The following is a 21885-nucleotide window of genomic DNA, read 5'->3' on the forward strand; positions in this document are numbered from 1 at the left end:
CTGCTATAAATTGTCAGATTGCAGCAAAAACAGCATTTAATGGTGTTAAATTGCAACATCTTTCAGTATGGTAGCGATGTCTACTATTTGAACTGTACGCACCTTAGTGAAAACAAATAAAGCAATAATAAAGAGGCTGTTTTAATGGCGTTACCTGTATTAATTTGTGACGACTCCTTACTTGCACGAAAACAAGTGCGTAAATCCTTACCTGAGTCTTTTGACGCTGATATTCTCACAGCTGGTAATGGCGTGGAAGCTTTGGCTATTTTGCGTAGTCAGGAGATTGGTTTAGTATTTTTAGACCTCACCATGCCAGAGCTGGATGGTATTGGCGTGTTAGAGGCGATAAAACAGGATGGACTGGACTGTTTTGTGATTGTCATTTCTGCGGACATCCAGCCTGAAATGCAAAAACGAGTCACAGAGCTGGGCGCTCTGGCTTTTGTCCACAAACCTGTCAATCCAGAAAAACTTGTCGTTATTTTGAAACAATATGGTCTGATATGAGTACAGTATTCTCTGAAGAACAAAGGGATTGTTTGCAGGAGCTGATGAATGTTGCTATGGGCCTGGCCAGCGACAAACTTGCCCGCTTTTTAAATACCTTTGTACATTTGCAGGTACCAGCCATTGAGCTGGTGAACTCTGCGCAAATTCCCGCCCAGTTTGAAGCTCAGTACAGCAGCACTGACGCTGCTCTGGTTAGCCAGGGTTTCCTGGGTAATGATGGCTTACGTGGCGAAGCTATAGTGTTATACCAGCTTGATAACGCCCATCGGATTGCAGCTTTATTAGGCTATGACACAGATAGTGCGTCCGAGCTTGAGATGCTGACGGATATCAGCTCTATTTTAACCACTACTTTTTTAAATGGCCTGGCCGAGCAAATTGACAATAGCCTGTCGTACAGCGCGCCCAGGGTGTTATCGTCGCGACAGAATAACGTCGCAGAAGCCTTAGTTGAAACAGCCTGCCACTGGGAGTTGGCGCTTAAAGTAGATATTAGTTACCAGTTAATTGATCATTCCTTTAACTGCGATATGTTGTTGTTGATCCCCGGTGAAGCTGTGTTAAATATCCAGCAAATTCTGGATCGGATAGTGGAAGAATATTGATGTCAGAAGACTGGTTAGCCGGCCCTGTACTGGAGCAGCTTAACAGTGGTGTGCTAGTGGTAGATGAACAATTCCAGCTGGTATACCTGAATACTTTTTTACAGCGACATAGCTCTGTACAGCTTGCAGAGGTAAAAGGAAAAAATTTGTTTAAAGTGTTTACTGATGTGCCTGAAGCCTGGCTCAGACGTAAATTTGTTTCTGTACTTGAATTACAAAGTCCTTCATTCAGTAGCTGGGAGCAGCGTCAGTATGTGATTAAGTTGCCGCATCTGCGGCCTGTCACGAGTTCCAGTCAGTATATGGCGCAAAACTGTACTATGTTGCCACTTAAAGATCCTGCCGGTCGTCGTTATGTTTGTTTGCTGATAGAAGATGCCACCGATGCTTTTGTCTATCAGCAGCACTTGCAAAGCACTTTGCAGAAACTGGAATATAGTAACCGCATTGATGGATTAACTCAGGCGTTAAACCGGCGTTACTGGGAAGAACAACTGAAACTGGAAGTGCAGCGAGCTCAGCGTTACCAGCAGCCTTTGTCTTTGTTATTGTTCGATCTGGATAAATTTAAGCAACTGAATGATCAGTACGGCCATTTGGGGGGTGACTGTGTGCTGATTGAATTAACGGCACGGGTTCGGGATTTGTTACGTGATACCGACTGGTTTGGTCGTTACGGTGGTGAAGAGTTTGGCATAGTTCTAACCAATACAGCGCTTGCCGGCGCACAGGAAGTCGCTGAACGTATTTGTCAGGCGGTCAACAGTAAAGCTGTCACATTCCATGAGCAGTCTATACAAACCTCTATTAGCATAGGGGTTGCTCAATTGGATGTTACAGGTGAGCGTGCACATGAAATGCTGATAGGTCAGGCCGATATGGCGCTTTATAACGCCAAGCGGGAGGGGCGCAACAGGGTGGTTGTCTTTAGTGCCGGTGAAACAGAATTTCTACTCAAGACAATCTGACAGCGCGTTAAATTTAGAATAATCTAAACATTTAGATTGACAGACGTCTAAAATTTTGAGCATATAGGCAGTATGAAAAAGACACAAATCCGCAATACACTCACCATTATTATTACCACCAACCCTGCGGGGTAGGAGGTCGGCGGCGTATTGTTTTCAAAAAGGCCCGTGACCTCCCCGTCACGGGCCTTTTTCGTTTAGCAAGGAGTAAAACATGAGGGTGCTTAAGTTTGGTGGTTCGTCTCTGGCGTCGGTAACCCGCTTCCTCGAGGTGGCGGATATAGTGCAACAACAAATTGGCAATCAAAGCGTAGGCTTGGTGTTGTCTGCGCCTCAGGGCGTCACTAACTTATTGGTGGAGTTAACGGATTTAGCCTTTTTAGGGTCCGATTATCAACCGCTATTGCAACAGTGGAAGCAGCGACTGGCGCAGCTTATTGCAGAAGCTTCGCTTCGGGTGAATGCTGACCAATTAAAAGCAGTGCAGCAATTGGCTGACGAACAGGAGCAAAAGCTGACTGAACGTTTACAGGGTATCAGCTTATTGAGTTATTGCCCTGATCATATCAAGGCGCAAATTTTAGGTATGGGCGAGCAGTTCAGCGTCTGCCTGATGACGGCTCTGTTTAAATCCCGTCAGGTTAATGTGGTGCTGCTGGATTCAGTGGCTTTAGTAAAAAGCCAAGGCGATTACTTAAATGCTGTGGCTGATATTCCTGCTTCAGAACAAACTTTTGCTGCAGCCTTAGCCAGGCAGTCGGCTCAGGTCTATGTAATGGCCGGTTTTGTCTCCAGCAATGCACAGGGAGAGTTGTGTTTATTAGGCCGTAATGGCTCGGACTACTCTGCCGCCATTGTCGCTGCTGCGGTGAAAGCCTCTGTCTGTGAGATATGGACCGATGTAGATGGCGTGTACAGTGCCGACCCTCGTCAGGTGAAACAAGCCAAGCTGATTGACCATTTATCCTATGATGAAGCTATGGAGCTGTCGTATTTTGGCGCCAAAGTGCTGCATCCAAAAACCATTGGGCCTTTAGCTCGTTTTCAAATTCCTTGTTATATCAAAAACACCTTAAACCCGTCAGCGCCTGGTACCTGCATTGATGCAGACAACAACGGCGACTCGCTGGTCAAAGGCATTTCCAGTCTTGAGCATCTGGCGCTAATCACAGTCTCTGGCCCGGGCCTCAAAGGTGTGGTCGGCATGGCATCCCGTGTGTTTGCCACTATGGCGCGTGAACAGGTATCTGTCAGTTTAATTACTCAGTCTTCTTCCGAATTTAGTATTAGCTTTTGTGTAGCTCAGCTGGATTTAGCCGCAGCGAAAAAAGCGCTGGAAGCCGAGTTTGAACTGGAGCTGCAAGGCAAGTTATTAAGACCACTGCAAATATTATCCGACATGGCCATTGTCAGCTTAGTCGGTGATGGTATGCGTCAGCACCGCGGTGTGGCGGCTAAGTTTTTTGCGTCGCTGGCACAAGCCCGTGTCAATGTGGTGGCTATAGCGCAGGATAGTAGCGAACGTTCTATTTCCGCTGTAGTAGAACAAAAGGCCTGTCAGAACGCAGTGAAGGTCTGCCATGAAAACTTCTTCAGCCATATCCCCAGCATCGATGTGTTTCTGGTCGGTTGTGGTGTGGTAGGTAGCGAATTGCTGGCGCAGTTCCAGCGTCAACAAGAGTTTTTACAGCAACGTAACGTTAAGCTGAAGGTGTATGGCATCGCCAATTCCAAAACTTTGTTGTTGGATGAGAAGGGCATAGATTTAAGTCAGTGGCAGCAGCAAATGCAGCAGGCTAAAGGCCAGTTTTCTGTGGCGGATTTAAGCCGTTTTGCTCAGGAGCAGCATTTAACCAATCCGGTATTGATTGACTGTAGCAGTGCAGAGCCTGTGGCCAATTTGTATGTCGACTTCTTAAAAGCCGGTTTCCATGTAGTCACCCCAAACAAAAAAGCCAATACAGGTTCTTTGGATTACTACCATCAGCTGCGTCAGGTGGCACAGCAGCATAGACGTCGCTTCCTGTACGAGACCACAGTAGGTGCTGGCTTGCCTGTGATCGACACTTTACAGGGCTTGTTTAATGCCGGTGACCAGTTGGTGGCTTTTGAAGGGATTTTATCAGGCTCTTTATCCTATATTTTTGGTTTGCTGGAACAGGGCCAATCTTTATCTGAAGTCACTACCAAAGCCCGGGAATTAGGCTTTACTGAGCCGGATCCTCGTGATGATTTATCTGGTATGGATGTGGCTCGTAAATTACTGATTATGGCGCGTGAGTCGGGGCTGATGCTGGATTTAGCTGATGTAGAAGTGGAAGGGGTGTTGCCTGCAGATTTTGCACCTGGCACTGATGTTCCTACCTTTATGCAGCAGTTACCAGAGCTTGATAAGTCTTTTGCAGAGCGGATTACACAAGCCAAAGCCAAAGGTCAGGTGTTGCGTTATATAGGCGAAATCAGCGAAGGCCGCTGCAAGGTAGCCATCAAAGCTTTGGATCAGGATCATCCATTAGCCAAAGTGAAAGACGGTGAAAACGCGCTGGCCATTCATACCCGTTATTACCAGCCTATTCCTTTTGTGTTGCGTGGTTATGGTGCTGGTGCTGCAGTGACAGCTGCAGGTGTGTTCAGCGATGTGATGCGGACTTTGTCCTGGCAGCAGGAGATGTAATATGAAGTCGTATTTTGCGCCTGCGTCCACAGGGAATTTTTCTGTTGGATTTGATTTATTAGGCGCTGCTTTTGAGCCTGTGGATGGCTCTTTATTTGGTGATGAACTGCGAATTCATAGTGAACAGTCAGAATTAAGTTTAACTCTGACCGGTCGTTATGTGCATCAGTTGCCCAAAGACACAGACGATAACTTAGTGCTGAAGTGCTTTTATGCTTTTGAAAAGGCAATAGACCGGACTTTACCGCGGTTGCAACTGGAGCTGGTGAAGAACCTGCCGGTTGGCAGTGGGTTAGGTTCCAGCGCCTGTTCTATTGTTGTGGCCTGTTATGCCTTTAATGACTATTTCGGTAAACCTTTAGACGACTATCAGCTGTTGCAGCTAATGGCGCAGCTTGAAGGTGGTGTTAGTGGTTCAGTGCATTACGATAACGTGGCGCCATCTTTTTATGGCGGCTTATTGTTGATGTTGCCGGACAGTCCTTTGTTATGCCGGGCATTGCCCTGGTTTGAACATTGGCAGGTGGTGCTGTGTTATCCCGGTACTGTGTTATCGACTAAAGAAGCCAGGGCTGTATTGCCACAACAATTGACGCTAAAACACAGCATAGCTTTTGCCGGTATGTTAAGTCGTTTTATCAGTGCTTTGTATGCCAAAGATGAAACTGAAGCTTTTGCCGCTTTACAGGATTTAGTGGCCGAACCGGCCCGTCAGCACCTGATGCCGGAGCTTTTGCCTATACGGGAGAAATTAACGGCACAGGGCATAGGTCATGTCGGTATCTCCGGTGCTGGCCCTACTATTTTTGCGGTCTGTCAGAATGACGCTCAGGCCAAATTTTCCGCTGATTATTTACAACAGTATTACGCTAAAAACTCAGATGCCATTACGACAGTCTGTCACCTGGCGAGACAAGGCGCACGTGCGCTGTAGGATGTAACAATGCAATTAACAAATACGAAAGTCGCTTCACAACAAGTTAGTTTTTTAGATGCAGTACGTATTGGTTTGGGCGAACAGCAAGGGCTGTTTTTCCCAACCCAGTGGCCAACTCTGAATATAGAAGCTTTATTGGAACTACCTTTTGTCGAGCGCAGTGCCAAAGTATTGGAAGCTTTAATAGGTGACGAGCTTTCTGCTGAACAAATTCATCAGATGGTAAGCAACGCTTTTCAGTTTCCGGCGCCTTTAGCGCAAGTCACGGATGATGTCGCCTGTTTAGAGTTATTCCATGGCCCCACTTTAGCTTTTAAAGACTTTGGTGGCCGCTTTATGGCGCAGGCCCTGATTCAGGCTCAAAAGCAGCAGAATGTCAGTAAAACCACTATTGTCACTGCCACTTCAGGTGATACAGGGGCGGCTGTGGCACATGCCTTTTATCAGCAGGCCGGTGTTGATGTAGTGATTTTATTTCCTAAAGGAAAAATCAGCCCGCTGCAGGAAAAGCTGTTTACGACTCTAGGCCATAACATTCATACCCTGGCCATAGAGGCCGACTTTGACCAGTGTCAGGCGTTAGTGAAAGAGGTGTTTAACGACCGCGACTTGGTGAAACAGCTGAATATCAACTCAGCCAACTCCATAAATATCAGCCGTTTATTTGCCCAGATTTGTTATTACTTTGAAGCTGTGGCTCAGGTACCGAAAGACAAACGGGATCAAATAGTGATCTCAGTGCCAAGTGGTAACTTTGGCAATTTGACGGCGGGTTTAATTGCCAAAGTATTGGGTTTACCTATCAAACGTATGATAGCGGCCACCAACTTAAATGACACAGTGCCACGCTACTGGAAGGATGGTCAGTGGACACCGAACAAAACAGTGGCAACCTTATCTAATGCGATGGACGTCAGTGCACCAAATAACTGGCCACGGGTTGAGGCATTATTGGCTCAGGGGAAAATTTGCCGCGACGATTTAGAAGCTGTGATGGTGGATGAAGAAGATACCCAGGTCTCTATGCGTCAGTTGGCGCATTTAGGTTATGTCAGTGAGCCTCATGCTGCTATTGCTTACAAAGCCTTAAAACGCAGTTTGCAGGACGGCGAATTTGGTATTTTCTTAGGCACCGCCCATCCGGCCAAATTTAAAGAGCAGGTCGAAAATATCCTTGGCAGCCCTATAGCTCTGCCGCCTGAATTAGCTGCTGTGGCTTCAGAGACAAGTTTAAGTGCAGATATGGCGCCGGATTTTGTACAATTACGCCAATTCTTACTGACTCTGGATAAATAAACTGTGTCTTTACACTGGCAAGACGTGATTGGGGCTGAAAAAAATCAGCCCTATTTTCTGCAAACTATGGATTACTTAAAGCAACAACGTGCCGCAGGTCAGGTGATTTATCCACCTGAAGCGCTGGTGTTTAATGCCTTTAAGCTGACGCCTTTTGCAGAGATGAAAGTGGTGGTGATAGGGCAGGACCCTTATCATGGCCCGAATCAGGCGCATGGCTTAAGTTTTTCTGTGCCTGCAGGAGTGGCCATTCCCCCCTCGCTGCGCAATATCTACAAAGAGTTGGCGCTGGAGTATGTTGATTTTCAAACCCCAAAACATGGGTGTCTGGAAAGCTGGGCAGAGCAGGGCGTGTTGTTACTCAATACCGCATTAACTGTGGTGGCGAATGAAGCCAACTCACACCGTCACTTAGGTTGGGAGCAGTTTACCGATCAGGTGATCCGAGCTATCAGTGCTCATGCAGAAGGCATAGTGTTTTTGTTATGGGGCAGCCATGCGATTAAAAAATCACAGCTGATCGACAAAACCAAACACCATATTCTGACCGCACCTCATCCATCGCCTTTGTCAGCGCATCGCGGCTTTTTGGGCTGCGGCCATTTTGCAAAAGCAAATGAGCTACTGCAGCAGCAAGGCAAAACACCTATCCGCTGGCAGGTATAACCCGTCGTTGTGACACATAGTCAGGCGACTTTAAAGGTCGCCCCTAGTGTTAGATGGCCGTCGAATTACAGTCAAATAAAAAGCCCCGACATTGCTGCCGGGGCTCAATTTAACTTAATTCTATGTCAACTAACTCAGGTTCTATGGTCCAATCTATGTCTTCTAGTTCTCGTTTTAAGCGCTGGCGTTCTTTGACTGCTTCAATTTCACGCCACTTGCGTTTGACTGAACGGCTCTTTGTCGCAGGACGCTCCAACATATTCAGTAAGTCTTCGAAGCTTTCCATGGTTGCCCCTCTGAGTTGTTGTTATTTTCAACAAATTAGTACCACACTTTGTCTAAAAATAAAATAACTCTTTGACACAAATATGAACGAAAAATGAATGTTTTTCGTTCATTCAACAGGTTAGCCCAAGTTCAACTGCTTAAATTTTGCGATAAGTGCCTCTGTGGACGCATCAAAGTTATTGTTTTGTTGATCAGATAACACCTGATAAATAGGAGTCGACAGCTGTTTACCCAGCTCAACGCCCCATTGATCAAAAGAGTTGATATTCCACAGTACACCCTGACAAAACACCTTCTGCTCATAAAGAGCAATTAAGGCGCCTAAGTAATAAGGTGATAGTTCTGGCAGTAATAAGGTATTGCTTGGTTTATTACCAGGCGACACTTTATGTGGTGCCAAAGCAATAGCTTCAGCTTCTGATGCGCCACTTGCCAATACTTCAGCTTTGGCTTCGTCAAAAGTTTTACCTTGCATCAAGGCCTGAGTTTGGGCAAAACAGTGCGCAGCTAATCTGTGGTGGTGATCTTTGAGCTCGTGACTGACTTTGGCCGGCAGAATAAAGTCTGACGGCACAGCCAATGCGCTTTGATGCAATAACTGATGGTACGCATGCTGACCGTTGGTGCCCGCATCGCCCCAAATCACCGGAGCTGTAGCATCTGTTAATGGCTTGCCATCAAGATCCACTCCTTTACCATTACTTTCCATATCCAGTTGCTGCACGTAAGAGGGCAGGAAACGTAAATAATGGCTGTATGGCAATAAAGCCTGCGCCTGACAACCTTTAGCATTGATATACCAAACACCAAGCAAAGCCAAAATCACCGGCATATTTTGCTCTAGTGGCGCATGGATAAAATGCTGGTCCATATCACGGGCGCCTTTGAGCAGTTGTTGAAATTGCTCCATGCCTAACTGCAATGCCACAGGAAAGCCGATGGCAGACCATAAGGAATAACGACCACCGACCCAGTCCCACATCGGCAGAATATGCTCAGCCACTATGCCAAACTCTGCTGCAGCTTTGATATTGGACGAAGTAGCCCAGAAATGCCGGGCGATAGCGGCTTTGTCTGCACCTTTGTCTATGAACCACTGACGCACAGCCAATGCGTTTTGTTTGGTTTCTTCAGTACCAAAAGACTTCGATGCCACAAACACCAGCGTAGTAGCCGGGTTTAAATCTCTGACTACATCAGACACTACAGCGCCGTCTATATTGCCGGCAAAATGAATACGCACCGGGCTTTTGTTAAAAGGGGCTAAAGCTTCACAGGCCATTTGTGGGCCTAATAAAGAGCCACCAATACCAATCCAAATCAGATCGGTAATGGCATCGCCCTGATAGCCTTTGTAGCTGCCTTGATGCAACTGGCCAATCAGCTCTGCCATTTGTGCATGGCAGGCCTGAATTTCTGGTTGTAAATCAACACCATCTAACACTAAAGGAGTTTTTGTATCGGCTCGTAACGCCATATGCCAGACGGCACGGTGTTCCGTGTTGTTAATTTTGTCGCCACTGAGCATCTGCTGAGTTTTGCTGTGGATCTGGCTTTGTTTGGCCAATTCCAACAGCTTTTGCCAGATGCCATCTGTGATCAGGTTTTTGGCAAAATCCAGATGAATACCACAGGCACTGACCTGAAATTTCTCAGCACGCTTTGGATCTGCAGCAAACTGCTGACGCAAGGACAAAGGCTGTTGAGCCAACTGTTTTAACTCTGCCCAAATCGCAGACGACATCATATAAACTCCTGTAGTGATCCGATGGTGATTAAAATTAACCCTGTATGTAGACCGTGAAACAAGCCTTTGCTTAGGCCTGTAATTGGGCCTGAATTAAACTTTCCAGCTTACGTTGGTCAACGGCAAATTTACGGATACCTTCCGATAGTTTTTCGGTGGCCATTGCGTCTTCATTCAGCGCCCAGCGGAATTCTGCTTCAGTTAAGGCCGCAGTTTCTTTGGCGGTAGCGCCTGTATCTTGCAGATGAACTGTTAAGCTGCCTTGCTGCTGGCTGAGTTCTTCCAGTAAGCCCGGGCTGATAGTTAAACGGTCACAGCCTGCTAAAGCTAATACTTCGCCGATATTACGGAAGCTTGCACCCATCACCACAGTTTTATGGCCATAGGTTTTAAAATAGCGATAAATTTCACGCACTGAAACCACACCAGGATCGGTTTCTGCTGTGTAGTCTTGTTTGGTGTTGGCTTTGTACCAGTCCAGAATACGGCCAACAAAAGGAGAAATTAAGAAGATGCCTGCTTCAGCACAAGCACGGGCTTGCGCCATATGGAACAGCAGTGTCAGGTTACACTGAATACCTTGTTGCTCAAGATGGCGGGCAGCCTGAATACCTTCCCAGGTAGAGGCTATTTTGATCAAAATGCGATCTTTGCTGATACCATTTTCTTCATATAAAGCAACCAGTTGCAGTGCTTTATTGATGCTGGCCTGAGTATCAAAAGATAAACGGGCATCCACTTCAGTCGACACACGGCCTGGTACTAACTTGCTGATCTGAGTGCCGATATCTACTGCAAACTTATCACTGGCTATGCTGACCTGGGTCGCCAGATCTGAGCTTTTGCTTTTGGCATAAGCCACAGCCTGAGCCAATAAAGGCTTAGAAAACTCCAGTTGACTGGCGTTTAGCAATAACGAAGGGTTTGTTGTAGCGTCTACAGGGCGGAATTGTTCAATTGCGCCTAAGTCACCACTGTCGACCACGACAGTAGTTACTGCTTTTAACTGTTCGAGTAAAGTGCTCATATTGTTTTATTACCGTTTTTCTGATCACAAGTCAGTGATGTGGGGCTTAATACTAAATAAATGTAGGAAAATTACAACACAAAAACAGGCTTTTGCGGCAAGTTTCCCTCATTCGGAATTCTGTTTATTTTACTGGTCGCAGCCTTATTTTATAAGCTCTGCATACGGATCAGAGCTTATCATGAAAAAAAGTAAAAACCATGTCAAAGCCGCGTCCGTATTGAGTTTTGTAGTCGAGCTCTGCGCCAAATTTTGTTATAGTCGTTTTACTTAGCTGTACAGGAAAACAAAACCCATGTTGATGGTGATATCACCCGCCAAAGATTTAGATTACCAAAGCCCGTTATCCGTCACTGCTTTTAGTCAGCCTGCTTTGCTGGATCAAAGCCTTGAGTTGATGCCCTATTGCCGCGATCTAACACCTGTTCAACTCTCAGGTTTAATGCATATCAGCGACAAACTGGCCGGTCTGAATGCAGCACGTTTTGCACAGTGGTCTACACCTTTTACGCCTGATAATGCCCGTCAAGCCGTCTTTGCTTTTAATGGGGATGTGTATCAGGGCTTGCAAGCGTCCAGCCTGAAACAAAAAGAGCTCGATTATGCCCAGCAGCACTTACGTATTTTAAGTGGCTTGTATGGAGTGTTGCGGCCTTTGGATCTGATGCAGCCTTATCGTCTGGAGATGGGCACTTCGTTAGAAAATGGCCGTGGTAAAAATTTATATCAGTTCTGGGGCGATCGCATCAGTACCGAACTGAATCAACAGCTGGATCAGTTAAATTCACAGATGCTACTGAATTTGGCCTCGCAGGAATACTTTAAAGCTGTAGATAAAAAAGCCCTGAAAGCCAAAGTAGTGAATGTGGAATTTAAAGATTTCAAAAATGGTCAGTACAAAATCATCAGCTTTTTCGCCAAAAAAGCCCGTGGCTTGATGGCGCGTTACGTCATTGAACAGCAAATTGATCAGGTCGAAGGCTTAAAGCAATTTAATAGTGCTGGTTACCAGTTTAGCAGTGCCGAATCCAAAGCTGATAAACTGGTGTTTACACGGATGCAACAGCAAGACTAATATGCCCTTCGTACTTGAAGCTGCATCTTTGTTGAAAGCTATCTCGCCCCGGTCACATAGGTTTACTATGCTCCCGGGGTCTTACTCGCTTGTCGCCTCGCTGCAACTCCAATTACTTTGGACATCGATCTTGGTTGTATCGTTAAATAAGCGGAAAAGCTGCAGAAAACTGCGGCTTTTTAGTGCGCTTTTTTAATTGGCTTTTGCTAAAATGCGCGGCTCTATTGATCCGAGTGTTGCCCTATGAAATTCCCTGGTCGTCGTAAACTCAAACATTATTTTCCTGTGTCTCAGCCTAAGCTGACTTTACCCAGCTACGAAGTGCGGCCCGAGCTGGACACTTATATAGTGGGGTTGGACCAAACCATAGTGGATGTCATCGCCAATGTCAGTGATGAATTTCTTGAAAAATACGGCATAGGCAAAGGCTTATCCAACTTAGTGGAACATGGCAAAGCTGACCTGATTTATCAGGAACTGGTGGGCTCCAACGCTATTTCTGATCACTTTGCCGGCGGCACCATAGGCAATACAGTACATAACTACTCTGTACTGGCTGATGATAAATCCGTGTTGTTGGGCGTGATGTCAGCCAATATTCAACTGGGTTCTCCTGCTTATCACTATTTATGCCATACCAGCAGTAAAGTGGATATGAATCACTTACAAGGCGTGCCAGGCGACATTGGCCGCGGTATTACCATGATCACTCCGGATGGCGAACGTACTTTTGTGATAGACCCGGGTGATATGGACGAGTTAACTCCAGCTTATATCCCAACAGATATTATTGCCAAAGCCGCGGCTATAGTGGTCAGTGCTTATCCGCTACGCGCCACTGATCAGCCGATACAGCAGGCGATGGTTAAAATGTTATCCGATGCTAAATCTGCAGATGTTCCTGTGGTGATGAGCTTAGGCACAAAGCATTTAGTGGAAGAGCACAGAGAGCTAATTCAGCAAACTTTGGCGCAGTACGTTAATGTGCTCGCAATGAATGAGCTGGAAGCGGAAGCTTTAACTGGGTTTGCTGATCCATTACTGGCGGCAGAAGCGGCGCTGGATTATGTCGATATGGTGCTGCTAACTGCAGGCCCTGAAGGTTTGTATTTGTGCGGTTACACCGATGAATCAGCTAAACGTGAAACCACCAATCCAATTAAATCCGGTGCTTTGGCGGATTACAACGAGTTTGAATTCAGCCGTCCTATGCAGAAAAAAGACTGCCAGCAGCCGGTCAAAGTCTACTCGCATATCGATCCTTATTTGGGTGGACCTGAGCGGATTAAAAATACCAATGGCGCAGGTGATGGCGCTTTAGCTGCTATTTTGCATGACATAGCGGCCAATCATTTCCACCGTCAAACTTTGCCTTTATCCAGTAAACACGAACAGCCTTATCTGGCTTATTCGTCTTTTGCTCAGATCTGTAAATACGCCAACCGCGTCAGTTACGCTATATTGGTACAAAACGCGCCACGTTTATCTAAAGGCTTACCTGAAAAAGAAGACTCTCTGGAAGAAAGCTACTGGGACAGGTAACACCTGGTTTTGAGTTTTATTAAAAAGGTCGGTTGTCCCGACCTTTTTGCTATTCTGGAAAAAAAAGCTTTACAGCCCAAAGACTTCACTTTTATGCTGGCTTTATAGGGCATGGAGTCGGGTGATCAGAAGTGGTAGGTTGGAAGCTTGTTTGTACGATCGCCGTAATGTTTTGTTGTAGTCAGCAGTTGCAGGCTGAACCCCAGGATGTACATTTTCAAAGTAAAATGCCATCTAATTGGCTGACCAGAACCTCTGTAACCACCGAAAGTCTTGAGTTGAAACTAATGCGGCTGATTTTGGCGCAAAGCTCAGAACTCAGCCCACATTTTCATCAGGTGAATTTCACTAAAGCCAGCGAGCTCACCCGCACTCAAGCGGACAGCTGCATGGCCAGCATCTTAAAGAATCCGCAACGAGAGGCTGAATTTATTTTCAGCCGACCGCTTTCGGCTATTGAAGGTTTAAAACTCTATTTACCCGAAGATAGTAAGCTGCATACCAAATTGCAGTCCAAGCTAAAGCAATGGGGTGGTCAAGTCCGATTACGTGAGTTATTGCTGACTGAAGCTGACTTTGTAGTAGGGCTGGATCTGGAACGTTCCTATGGTACAGAACTGGATCTATTGCTGAAAGAAAAAGTGCTCAGACACAATTTGTATTTTAAACAAAGCGGTGCGCAGATTGCGCAGCTTTGGCCTATGTTGCAGCAACATCGCGTCTCAGCCATACTGGAATACCCTTTTATGCTGGCCACTACGGATGCGACTTTACTGCAAGGATACAGCGTCGCCGAAGCTGAACCTTTGCAGCTGGCTTATTTTGCCTGTAATAAAAGTGATAGGGGGCAGGCGATTATCGATAAACTCAATCAAAGCATAGAAGCCTTGGCCGGTACTCAGGTTTATCTGGATTTGCATTTAGAGGCTGTGCCTGCAGAGCGGCAGCGGGAATTTATACAGAATTATAATAAGTTGATGCTGGGTAAGATAAATTAAGCTGGCACTACCCAACCTAACATAGTTTGCTTTGTGATACAGCAAACGATGTTAGGTCAGGATGAAGAACTAACCCTTGGCCTTGGCAGCTTTTTTCAGCGCTTTTTTCTTGGCTGCTGTTTTAGGTTTTTTCTGTTTAGTCGGTGCTTTGGCTTCTTTGTGTTTAGGGCGTAAGCCTTCAATAAAGCGGCGTTTTAACGGCTGCTCTGTGTAACGCTCTACTTTACCTACCACAGCAATATCGTGAGCTTCTACTAACGAAATGGCAGTGCCTTTTTTACCAGCGCGGCCGGTGCGACCAATACGGTGTACGTAGACATCTGCAGTACGTGGCATATCGTAGTTAATCACATGAGTAATATCGTCAATATCCAGACCTCGAGCCGCTACATCTGTGGCTACCAGAATACGCACCTGACCATTACTGAAACGCTGTAATGCCAGTTGGCGTTTGTCCTGCGGCATTTCTCCCTGTAACCAGCAAGATTTTAAACCTTCAGCTTCGAGCTGGCCTGTTAAGGTGGCTAAACGCTCACGGGTTTTCACAAAGACTATGACTTTGCTGACATCCTCCTGCTTCAGAATATGCACCAGCAAAGCCAATTTATGTGCTGCATCGTCCGCTGCGTGCATCCACTGCATAATTTTGGCTTTTTCGCGACGTGGTGGTGCAGCCTCTAACAGCACTGGCTCACGCAAAGCCCGCTCGGAGAAACGTTTTACACCGTTACCATCCAAAGTTGCGGAAAATAGCATGGTCTGACGACGACGTTTTGCTTCCAGGATAATGCGGTTCATTTCACCAACAAAACCCATATCCAGCATACGGTCGGCCTCGTCGAGGATCAGTACTTCCACTTCGTCAGCATGGAAACTTTCGTTATCCAGATATTCAATTAAACGACCTGGGGTTGCCACCAGAATGTCATTGTTTTTTTCTAAAGTTTCTTTGTGACTGCCGTAGTTGATACCACCTGTGATCACACCAGCATGCAGGTCGGTCAGCATAATCAGCTGTTGTACCTGTTCAAAAATCTGATAGGCCAGTTCACGGGTAGGCGTCATGATGAGAACTCGGGCAAAACCCGGATCACGGCGCGGAAAATCCAGCAGGTACTGAATAGCCGGCAATAAAAACGCCAGAGTTTTGCCTGTGCCTGTGGGGGCACTGGCCAGTATGTCGCGGCCTTCCAAAGCCACAGGAATAGCCAGTTTCTGAATGCTGGTCGCTTCTTTAAAACCCGCTTTACTCAGGGTTTTCTCTAAGCTGTCATCCAGTTGAAACTCAGCAAAGGTCATTTTTTCCTGTGCAGTGTTAATTTCGCTCACGCTGTTCTTACCTTCTGTTTAGATAGTCCGGAGATGCTGTCTGTCAGTGACAGAGCTTATAGCATCTTTTACACTGCCACTCTTTTGACCTTAGTAAGTAAGGACAGTGGTGAGCGGCTTTTGGTGTAAAGAATTTTTTGTTGGCCACGACCGCTGTGCGATGAAAGTCAGCACGGACGCCTTGCTGTTGGGCGCCTGGGCAACTTTACCCAAGGCTGGCACAGCACTGGATATAGGAGCTGGCAGTGGCATTTTGTCTCTGATGCTGGCGCAGCGACTGCAAAAATCTGGGCTTAACCCATTGGTTTATGCAATAGAACTGGACCAGGATGCGGCCTTACAGGCGCAGGAAAATGTGACGGCCAGTCGCTGGGCGGCACAAATCCAAGTCATTCAGGCCGATATTCTAACCTATGCTGCGACGGATAACCAACCGGAGCATGGATTTGAGCTGATTATCAGTAATCCACCCTATTTTCAGCAGAGTTTAGGCGCTTCAGATCCGAAGCGGCATCAAGCCCGCCATACCGACAGCTTATCTTTTATTGAGTTGGCAGTTGTTGCCAAAAAGCTTGCTACTGCTGGTGCACATTTTTGCCTAGTGCTGCCTGCTGATGCAGATTTTATCTCTGTGGCAGAACAGGCTGGCTGGACTTTACAGCGCCGTTGTCTGGTCAAAACTGCTGCGCATAAGGCTGCCAAATTACAGTTATTGGACTTTAGTGCCAGTGCCGTAACCAGCCAGGTTGACCAGACAGAACTCTTGATACAGCAAAGCCTGGGCCAGTACAGTGATGACTATCGAACCCTTCTGGCCGATTTTTATTTAAGGTTTTAAGTGATGACTTTGTCCTGCCCCTTTAGCCCCAAAGAGTTACGCCAGTTGGTGTTACAGCATCAGGGTTTGCTGCAACCCGCCTCCGGCAAAGCAGCTGTGGCAGAGGTTCTGAAACAAATTAGTTATGTGCAGCTGGATTCTATTTATGTGGTGGAGCGGGCGCATCATCATGTACTTTTTAACAGAGTAAAAAACTACCAGCCAAAGCTGTTGGATAAAGCGCTGGAGCAAAAGCAAAGTTTTGAATACTGGTCGCATGCCGCTGCCTTTTTACCAGCGGAAGATTATCGTTTTAGTTTGCAGCGAAAGCTGTTACTGCAAAACGGCGACAACCACTGGTTTAACCCTGAACAGCAACTGATGAATGAAGTGCTGGCCCGGGTTGCTGCCGAAGGACCACTAAAGGCCAGTGACTTTGCCAGTGAAAATGGAAATGCGGGCAAGAAAAACGGTGCCTGGTGGGATTGGCAACCAGCCAAGCAGGCACTGGAACAGCTGTTTATGCAAGGTAAGCTGATGGTAGCCAAAAGAGATAAATTCCAGAAGGTCTATGATCTGGCGGAACGGGTTTGGCCTGATCATCATCAACACCAGCCACCTACGGATGCTGAGTTTGCTGATTATTTAATTGAGCGTTGCCTGCAAAGTCAGGCGGTGGCGACAGTACAGCAAATAGGTTATCTGCGTAAGAATATGCAGCTTGCGCTCAAGCTGCAGCTAAAACAACAACTGGAGCAGGGCAGGCTGCAAAGTTTTCTGCTGGATGGAAAGACGTATTACCACAAGCCCCAGTTAGTGCTTACTGACAATACCCCAAAAAAAGTGCCCAACAAAGTCTGGCTGTTATCGCCTTTTGATAACTTAGTGATCCAGCGCGAAAGATTAAAGCAGCTGTTTAATTTTGATTACCAGATCGAAGTTTATGTGCCTGCTGCCAAACGTCAGATAGGCTATTACAGCCTGCCGATGTTATATAAAGACCAGTTTATAGGCCAAGTGGATGTTAAAGCAGACAGAGCCAGCAAAACCTTATTGTTGCAGCACTTAGTGCTGGATGAGCAGGTAAAACTGACGGATGCATTAAAAGCGGCACTGACCAAAGCTGTGCTGGACTATGCCACTTTTAATGGCTGCGAGACCTGGCAACTGGTAAAAACCAGCGCCAGAACCCGTGACTGGTTTATGTATTAAAGCTTGGTTCGGTAGACGTACTTAGCCAGGGGATGTTGTTGCTTTTGTAAGTCATGCACAAAAAGCTGTGCAACTTTTGCAGCGCCTTGCACCGACAGATGGGTGTTGTCGGTTTTGCCATCCGGGAATTTCTGATACAAACCAGCAGGCACCTGAATAAAATAGGGCTGACTGCCAGCAGGGCCTAACTCTTGCCATAAATCACAGCTGTGCTGCTGCAAATCAAAAAAGTCGATCTGAGCCAATGCAGCCTGTTGTTTAGCTTGGGCTGCGTAAGCTGCTAAATCCCGCTCTAAAGTTTTACCTTTAAAATTCCGCCTGCAAATCGAGTTGGCAAGCAGCGGAATAGCGGCTTTGGCTTTGACCTCGCGGATAAACTGCTGCAGCAATTCCGGGTAACGCGTATTGACGTCGGCATAACGTTTAGGGTCGTCTTGTTTTTGATCGTTATGGCCAAACTGGATCAACACATAATCACCGGCTTGTAATTCATCGAGTAGCATTTGCCAGCGCCCTTCGTTTAAGAAACGTAAAGTGCTGCGGCCATTGGCTGCTAAGTTAATCACTTGCAACTGCGGCAGTATAAAGTCAGGTAATAACTGGCCCCAGCCGCGCTCCGGATAGGCCAGATTAGTTTTATCCGACATGGTTGAATCACCGACCAGATAGAGTTTGGCAGGCATAGGTTGGGGTTTAGTTGTTAACCAGCTGCGGACTGTTTTTAACAGCTGTTCTGGTTGCCACTGGCCCTGATAAACCCAATCTTCAGTGATCTGAGATACTGCATTAGGCCAGTTGTTTTGCAGCCAGCCGTAATTAGCACCGCCGCTGGACCCGCTAAAATAACTACGCTCGCCCCATAAGTTGGCTCTGTCGCGGCTGGGTTCATCCGGATAGGTTTTACGGAATATAGGTTTATCCGCCATCAAAGGTGAATACTGATTATTCTGCAGATAAAACTGAGCGTCATAATGGCGGCGGCCGAGTAAAAAGCCCTGAATACCGGATAGCTTGGAGTCTGTGACCACTAACTTCGCGTTTTGATCCAATTCGCCATCATGCCAAAGAGAAGCTTCGGTGGCCTGGCTATAAAACTGGCTCTGTTTAATCCAGGCTGTTCCGCGTGGGCAAACATAATCGACATGGCCTTCAAAGTAGCAGTTGCTGTGGTAGTACATCCCCTTTTTGTTCCATAAGCTTAAACTGTCGGCGCCACCTGCTATTACTCTGCATTGGTCAGTAATAATACGGCTGGCCTGCTCAAAACCACGAATAGCAAACTGATGATCGTGATCGCCATACAGAGCGCCGTAACTGTTAAATACGGTTAAATCCAGCAGCACTATATCCGAGGCTTTGATATTAACCACAGCAGAGCCCCAGTCATCAGGCTGCTGTTTTAAATGGTTTTTACGAAGTTCCGGAAATTCAATAGTGGTGCTGGTTTTACCGCTGCCCGCTAAAATGACTTTGTCGCGGCTTAGGTAAAGTTTTTCTTTATAAATACCAGGGCCAATTTCAATTAAGGCCCATTGTTTGGTTGAAGGTAAGGAGTCCAGCGCTTGTTGAATAGAGTGAAAAGGCGCTGAGCCATCTAAAGCAACTTGTAAGCGCAGTGGTTGCTCACTGGCGTACAGGTTTAAGCAAAACAGGCTGAGCACAAGTGCACTCAGCCTGACAAACAGTGACCACATTGGTTTAATCCTTTAGCAACTGTGCCATTTGCACACCAGCCATAATAAATGGCCCTGTACCTTTGCTGTCATTGCGGTAGATGGGCTCGCTCATGTAGTAATGGTAGCTACCATCGCGACCTGCACCTAAACCTGCGACTTGCACCATAGTAGTCAGGCTGATGCTGCCATCCGGATGCACCAGTACAAATTCATTTAAAAGACCTTGCCAGGCTTTTTTACTGATCTCCAGATACTGATCTTTTGGCAAATAGCCTTTATTGATGGCTTTGGCGTAAAAATAAACAAACATGCTGCTGCCACTCGACTCCAGATAATTACCACGCTCGCCGGTTTTATCCATAATCTGATACCAAACGCCCGTTTCAGCATCCTGATACTTGGCTAAATCTGCCGCCAGTTCGGTGACCATATTCAGTAAAGGCAGACGTAATTCGGTGTTATCCGCTGGGATATAATCTAAAACATCGACCAGCGCCATACCCAACCAACCAATAGCACGGCCCCAAAAATAAGCAGAACGGCCTGTGGTTTTATCGGCCCAGTCCATCTGTCTGGATTCGTCCCATGCATGGAAATACAAACCGGTTTTGTCATCGCGTAACTGTTCACGGGTGACTACAAACTCGTGCACCACTTGCTCCAGGCTGGCTCCTTGCTCAAACAGACTACTGTAATAAGCTAAAAACGGCATGCCCATATAAACCCCATCCAGCCACAGCTGATTTGGGTAAATCTGCTTATGCCAAAAAGCACCGTTTGAGGTTTTTGGGTGATGTTTTAACTGTTCGCGTAACTTCTGAACTGCGATTTGATACTTGGGCTCATTGCTTTGTTCAAATACCCTTAGCAGTAGATTACCGCTGTTAATACTGTCGATATTAAACTTGCTGGCGTCATAACTGTGGATAGTGCCGTCAGCACTAACAAAACTGTCGGCCATTTTGTCGATCACGGCCTGATAAGCAGGATTAGCAGCGTATTTATTTAAGTCATCAAAAGCCTGTACCAATAAACCTGTGGTGTATTCAAAGGCGACAGGGCGGTCACGTTCGGTATCCCAGCCCCCCCAATAATACTGACCAGCCTGGCGGTTGAGTTCAGAATTGGCTAGTTGCTGACTCCAGTATAAAGCTCGCTCGCTGGTCAGTGCTTGACTGGTTTGGGCTTTGGTTAATTCTGTTTTTAATCTCAGGCGCGGCGTCAGAGTTAAACGTTCTACTTCCTGTTGCAAATACTCCACAAACTGCTGCTCATTCGTGATGCCATTCAGTTCATGTTGCCAGGCACCTAGCAGGTAATACTCCAGATGTTGCCCAGATACACTCATCACAGCGACATGGTTATGTTCGTCTGTAGTTAATTTTTTGAGCTTGCCACGTTTAAATAAAATCGCCATGCCCAGGTTGGCACCATCCAGGCTTTGTTTGCCGTAAGTCGCGAGGTAAGTGTAGGTATGGCCACTGCTCTCCAATGTACCGGTGAGCAGTTGAGTGTCAGGGAGTTTTACTATGCCAAGCGCCAGATTATCCAGCGGCTGGCTTAAGGTCAGGCGGTTTTGCAATAAACGGCTGCCTGCTGTCATCGACAAATGGGCTTTCACATCCAGAGTTTTACCGGCAATTTGCCAGTTTTTGTAGTCTATGGTTAGGGCCGAATACAAAGGACCATTTTCAATAATAGTGGCTGTATGGCCATCCAGCTTTGAGACTCGTTCTATTTTGCTGCCATCCCAGTAGCCAAAACCACCAGCACCCACAGCTTTGCCAACTTTGAGTACATCTGTGCCCCATGGCAACATTTCATGGTAGGAGCTGTAACCATCCTGACCTATTTGATCGAGCACCGGCTTACCAGTTTTGTTGCCAAAAATATCAAAACCGTTACGCCAGTCGAGATAAATGCGGTAGGCCACTTTGTCGGATTCAATGCCCGGGCCTTCGTAGCGGATAAATTCACTGTGATCCGTGTACTGGGGGGGAGGCGTCAGACTGCTGACATTCTCAAAATGGCCACCGACGTAGGTTTTGTCTTGCCACTGGCCGCCGGTTTTTTGCGAAATTTCGGCTTGCGTTTGTTTCGGCAACACAGCGGCTGTTCCTGCTGTAATTTGAAGTTCTAAGGTTTCACCTGCACTCAGAGTGGGGCTTAACACTAAGGTATCTTTTTGGCCATCTGCGTTGCGGTCAATCCATTGTGACGGCAGCTGGCCTTTTGCGCTGGTCGCAATAAAAGCGGAATTCTGTACTTCAGTTTCTGCCAGACCTAAATCTGCTGCAGAAAGAAAAATTGCTTCTTGTGGGCGTGAGAAATCAGAAGGATTATGAATGCTTAAGGTAGCGACAGGTTTTACTGACTGAACAGCTTGTTGCTCAGTTGGTGTTGGTGCTGGAGCTGGTTTACTGCAAGCGGCTAAAAAACTTAAGGCGAGGCTGGAGATCAGCAATGGGCGTTTAAACATCAAAGTCACGGCTATTACCTGTTGTCAAAGTAAAAA

The 21885-nt window shown here is 46.6% G+C and carries 18 protein-coding genes; 12 read left to right on the top strand and 6 right to left on the bottom strand.

Translation table 11 applies throughout. From position 1 onward, the window contains the following. Nucleotides 1–144: 144 nt before the first annotated feature. From EK374_RS04235 to ung, 7 genes are all read left to right on the top strand, one after another. Nucleotides 145–510: a response regulator gene (locus tag EK374_RS04235; protein WP_008897284.1), complete on the top strand. Its 366-nt coding sequence runs from the start codon at nucleotides 145–147 to the stop codon at nucleotides 508–510. Next, nucleotides 507–1118 carry a chemotaxis protein gene (locus EK374_RS04240; RefSeq protein WP_127020434.1) on the top strand — a complete coding sequence of 204 codons (612 nt, stop codon included), beginning with the start codon at nucleotides 507–509 and terminating at the stop codon, nucleotides 1116–1118. The genes EK374_RS04235 and EK374_RS04240 overlap by 4 nt, the downstream gene beginning before the upstream one ends. Next, the gene (locus EK374_RS04245) at nucleotides 1118–2086 is read left to right on the top strand and encodes a sensor domain-containing diguanylate cyclase (RefSeq protein WP_127020436.1); all 969 of its coding nucleotides are present in this window, start codon (nucleotides 1118–1120) and stop codon (nucleotides 2084–2086) included. Before EK374_RS04240 ends, EK374_RS04245 begins: the two co-directional genes overlap by 1 nt. Nucleotides 2087–2300: 214 nt before the next feature. Then, on the top strand, nucleotides 2301–4760 hold the full coding sequence (gene thrA / locus EK374_RS04250) for a bifunctional aspartate kinase/homoserine dehydrogenase I (protein ID WP_127020438.1): 2460 nt from the start codon (nucleotides 2301–2303) through the stop codon (nucleotides 4758–4760). A gap of 1 nt (nucleotide 4761) precedes the next feature. Then, nucleotides 4762–5694, top strand: a complete 933-nt coding sequence (thrB, locus tag EK374_RS04255; RefSeq protein WP_127020440.1) for a homoserine kinase — start codon at nucleotides 4762–4764, stop codon at nucleotides 5692–5694. A 9-nt stretch (nucleotides 5695–5703) separates the two neighbouring features. Then, on the top strand, nucleotides 5704–6993 hold the full coding sequence (gene thrC / locus EK374_RS04260; protein ID WP_127020442.1) for a threonine synthase: 1290 nt from the start codon (nucleotides 5704–5706) through the stop codon (nucleotides 6991–6993). A 3-nt stretch (nucleotides 6994–6996) separates the two neighbouring features. Next, entirely contained in the window at nucleotides 6997–7659 is a 663-nt protein-coding gene (gene ung, locus EK374_RS04265) for a uracil-DNA glycosylase (RefSeq protein WP_127020444.1), read from the top strand. 109 nt (nucleotides 7660–7768) lie between these two features. Here ung and EK374_RS04270 read toward each other — a convergent pair whose 3' ends face one another. The 3 genes from EK374_RS04270 to tal all read right to left on the bottom strand — a co-directional run bounded on the left by EK374_RS04270 (nucleotide 7769) and on the right by tal (nucleotide 10721). Next, entirely contained in the window at nucleotides 7769–7945 is a 177-nt protein-coding gene (locus tag EK374_RS04270; RefSeq protein WP_127020446.1) for a DUF3545 family protein, read from the bottom strand. Nucleotides 7946–8065: 120 nt separating this feature from the next. Further along, nucleotides 8066–9694: a glucose-6-phosphate isomerase gene (gene pgi / locus EK374_RS04275; RefSeq protein ID WP_206099282.1), complete on the bottom strand. Its 1629-nt coding sequence runs from the start codon at nucleotides 9692–9694 to the stop codon at nucleotides 8066–8068. A 70-nt stretch (nucleotides 9695–9764) separates the two neighbouring features. Then, nucleotides 9765–10721, bottom strand: a complete 957-nt coding sequence (gene tal / locus EK374_RS04280; protein ID WP_127020448.1) for a transaldolase — start codon at nucleotides 10719–10721, stop codon at nucleotides 9765–9767. 295 nt (nucleotides 10722–11016) lie between these two features. Here tal and yaaA point away from each other — a divergent pair, with 295 nt between their 5' ends. From yaaA to EK374_RS04295, 3 genes are all read left to right on the top strand, one after another. Next, complete coding sequence (yaaA, locus tag EK374_RS04285; protein WP_127020449.1) at nucleotides 11017–11796, top strand: peroxide stress protein YaaA; 780 nt, start codon at nucleotides 11017–11019, stop codon at nucleotides 11794–11796. A gap of 243 nt (nucleotides 11797–12039) precedes the next feature. Further along, nucleotides 12040–13338 (top strand): inosine/guanosine kinase, encoded by a 1299-nt coding sequence (locus EK374_RS04290; RefSeq protein ID WP_127020451.1) that lies wholly within the window; start codon nucleotides 12040–12042, stop codon nucleotides 13336–13338. A 287-nt stretch (nucleotides 13339–13625) separates the two neighbouring features. Further along, nucleotides 13626–14336, top strand: coding sequence for a hypothetical protein (locus EK374_RS04295; RefSeq protein WP_127020454.1), 711 nt, complete (start codon nucleotides 13626–13628; stop codon nucleotides 14334–14336). A 69-nt stretch (nucleotides 14337–14405) separates the two neighbouring features. Here EK374_RS04295 and srmB read toward each other — a convergent pair whose 3' ends face one another. Next, nucleotides 14406–15665: an ATP-dependent RNA helicase SrmB gene (srmB, locus tag EK374_RS04300; RefSeq protein WP_233280332.1), complete on the bottom strand. Its 1260-nt coding sequence runs from the start codon at nucleotides 15663–15665 to the stop codon at nucleotides 14406–14408. Between the two features lie 109 nt (nucleotides 15666–15774). On the opposite strand from srmB, the gene EK374_RS04305 reads away from it, so the two are divergent. Further along, nucleotides 15775–16503, top strand: coding sequence for a tRNA1(Val) (adenine(37)-N6)-methyltransferase (locus EK374_RS04305; RefSeq protein ID WP_233280333.1), 729 nt, complete (start codon nucleotides 15775–15777; stop codon nucleotides 16501–16503). Between the two features lie 3 nt (nucleotides 16504–16506). After that, nucleotides 16507–17694, top strand: coding sequence for a winged helix-turn-helix domain-containing protein (locus tag EK374_RS04310; RefSeq protein WP_127020458.1), 1188 nt, complete (start codon nucleotides 16507–16509; stop codon nucleotides 17692–17694). Here EK374_RS04310 and EK374_RS20735 read toward each other — a convergent pair. Then, nucleotides 17691–19388: a pectinesterase family protein gene (locus tag EK374_RS20735; RefSeq protein ID WP_206099283.1), complete on the bottom strand. Its 1698-nt coding sequence runs from the start codon at nucleotides 19386–19388 to the stop codon at nucleotides 17691–17693. The two genes, EK374_RS04310 and EK374_RS20735, sit on opposite strands and share 4 nt — an antisense overlap. Nucleotides 19389–19392: 4 nt before the next feature. Then, nucleotides 19393–21849 carry a glycoside hydrolase family 88 protein gene (locus EK374_RS04325; RefSeq protein WP_164731933.1) on the bottom strand — a complete coding sequence of 819 codons (2457 nt, stop codon included), beginning with the start codon at nucleotides 21847–21849 and terminating at the stop codon, nucleotides 19393–19395. Between the last annotated feature and the right edge of the window lie 36 nt (nucleotides 21850–21885).

Source organism: Rheinheimera mangrovi, assembly GCF_003990335.1.
In the GTDB taxonomy this organism is placed as follows: Bacteria; Pseudomonadota; Gammaproteobacteria; order Enterobacterales; family Alteromonadaceae; genus Pararheinheimera; species Pararheinheimera mangrovi.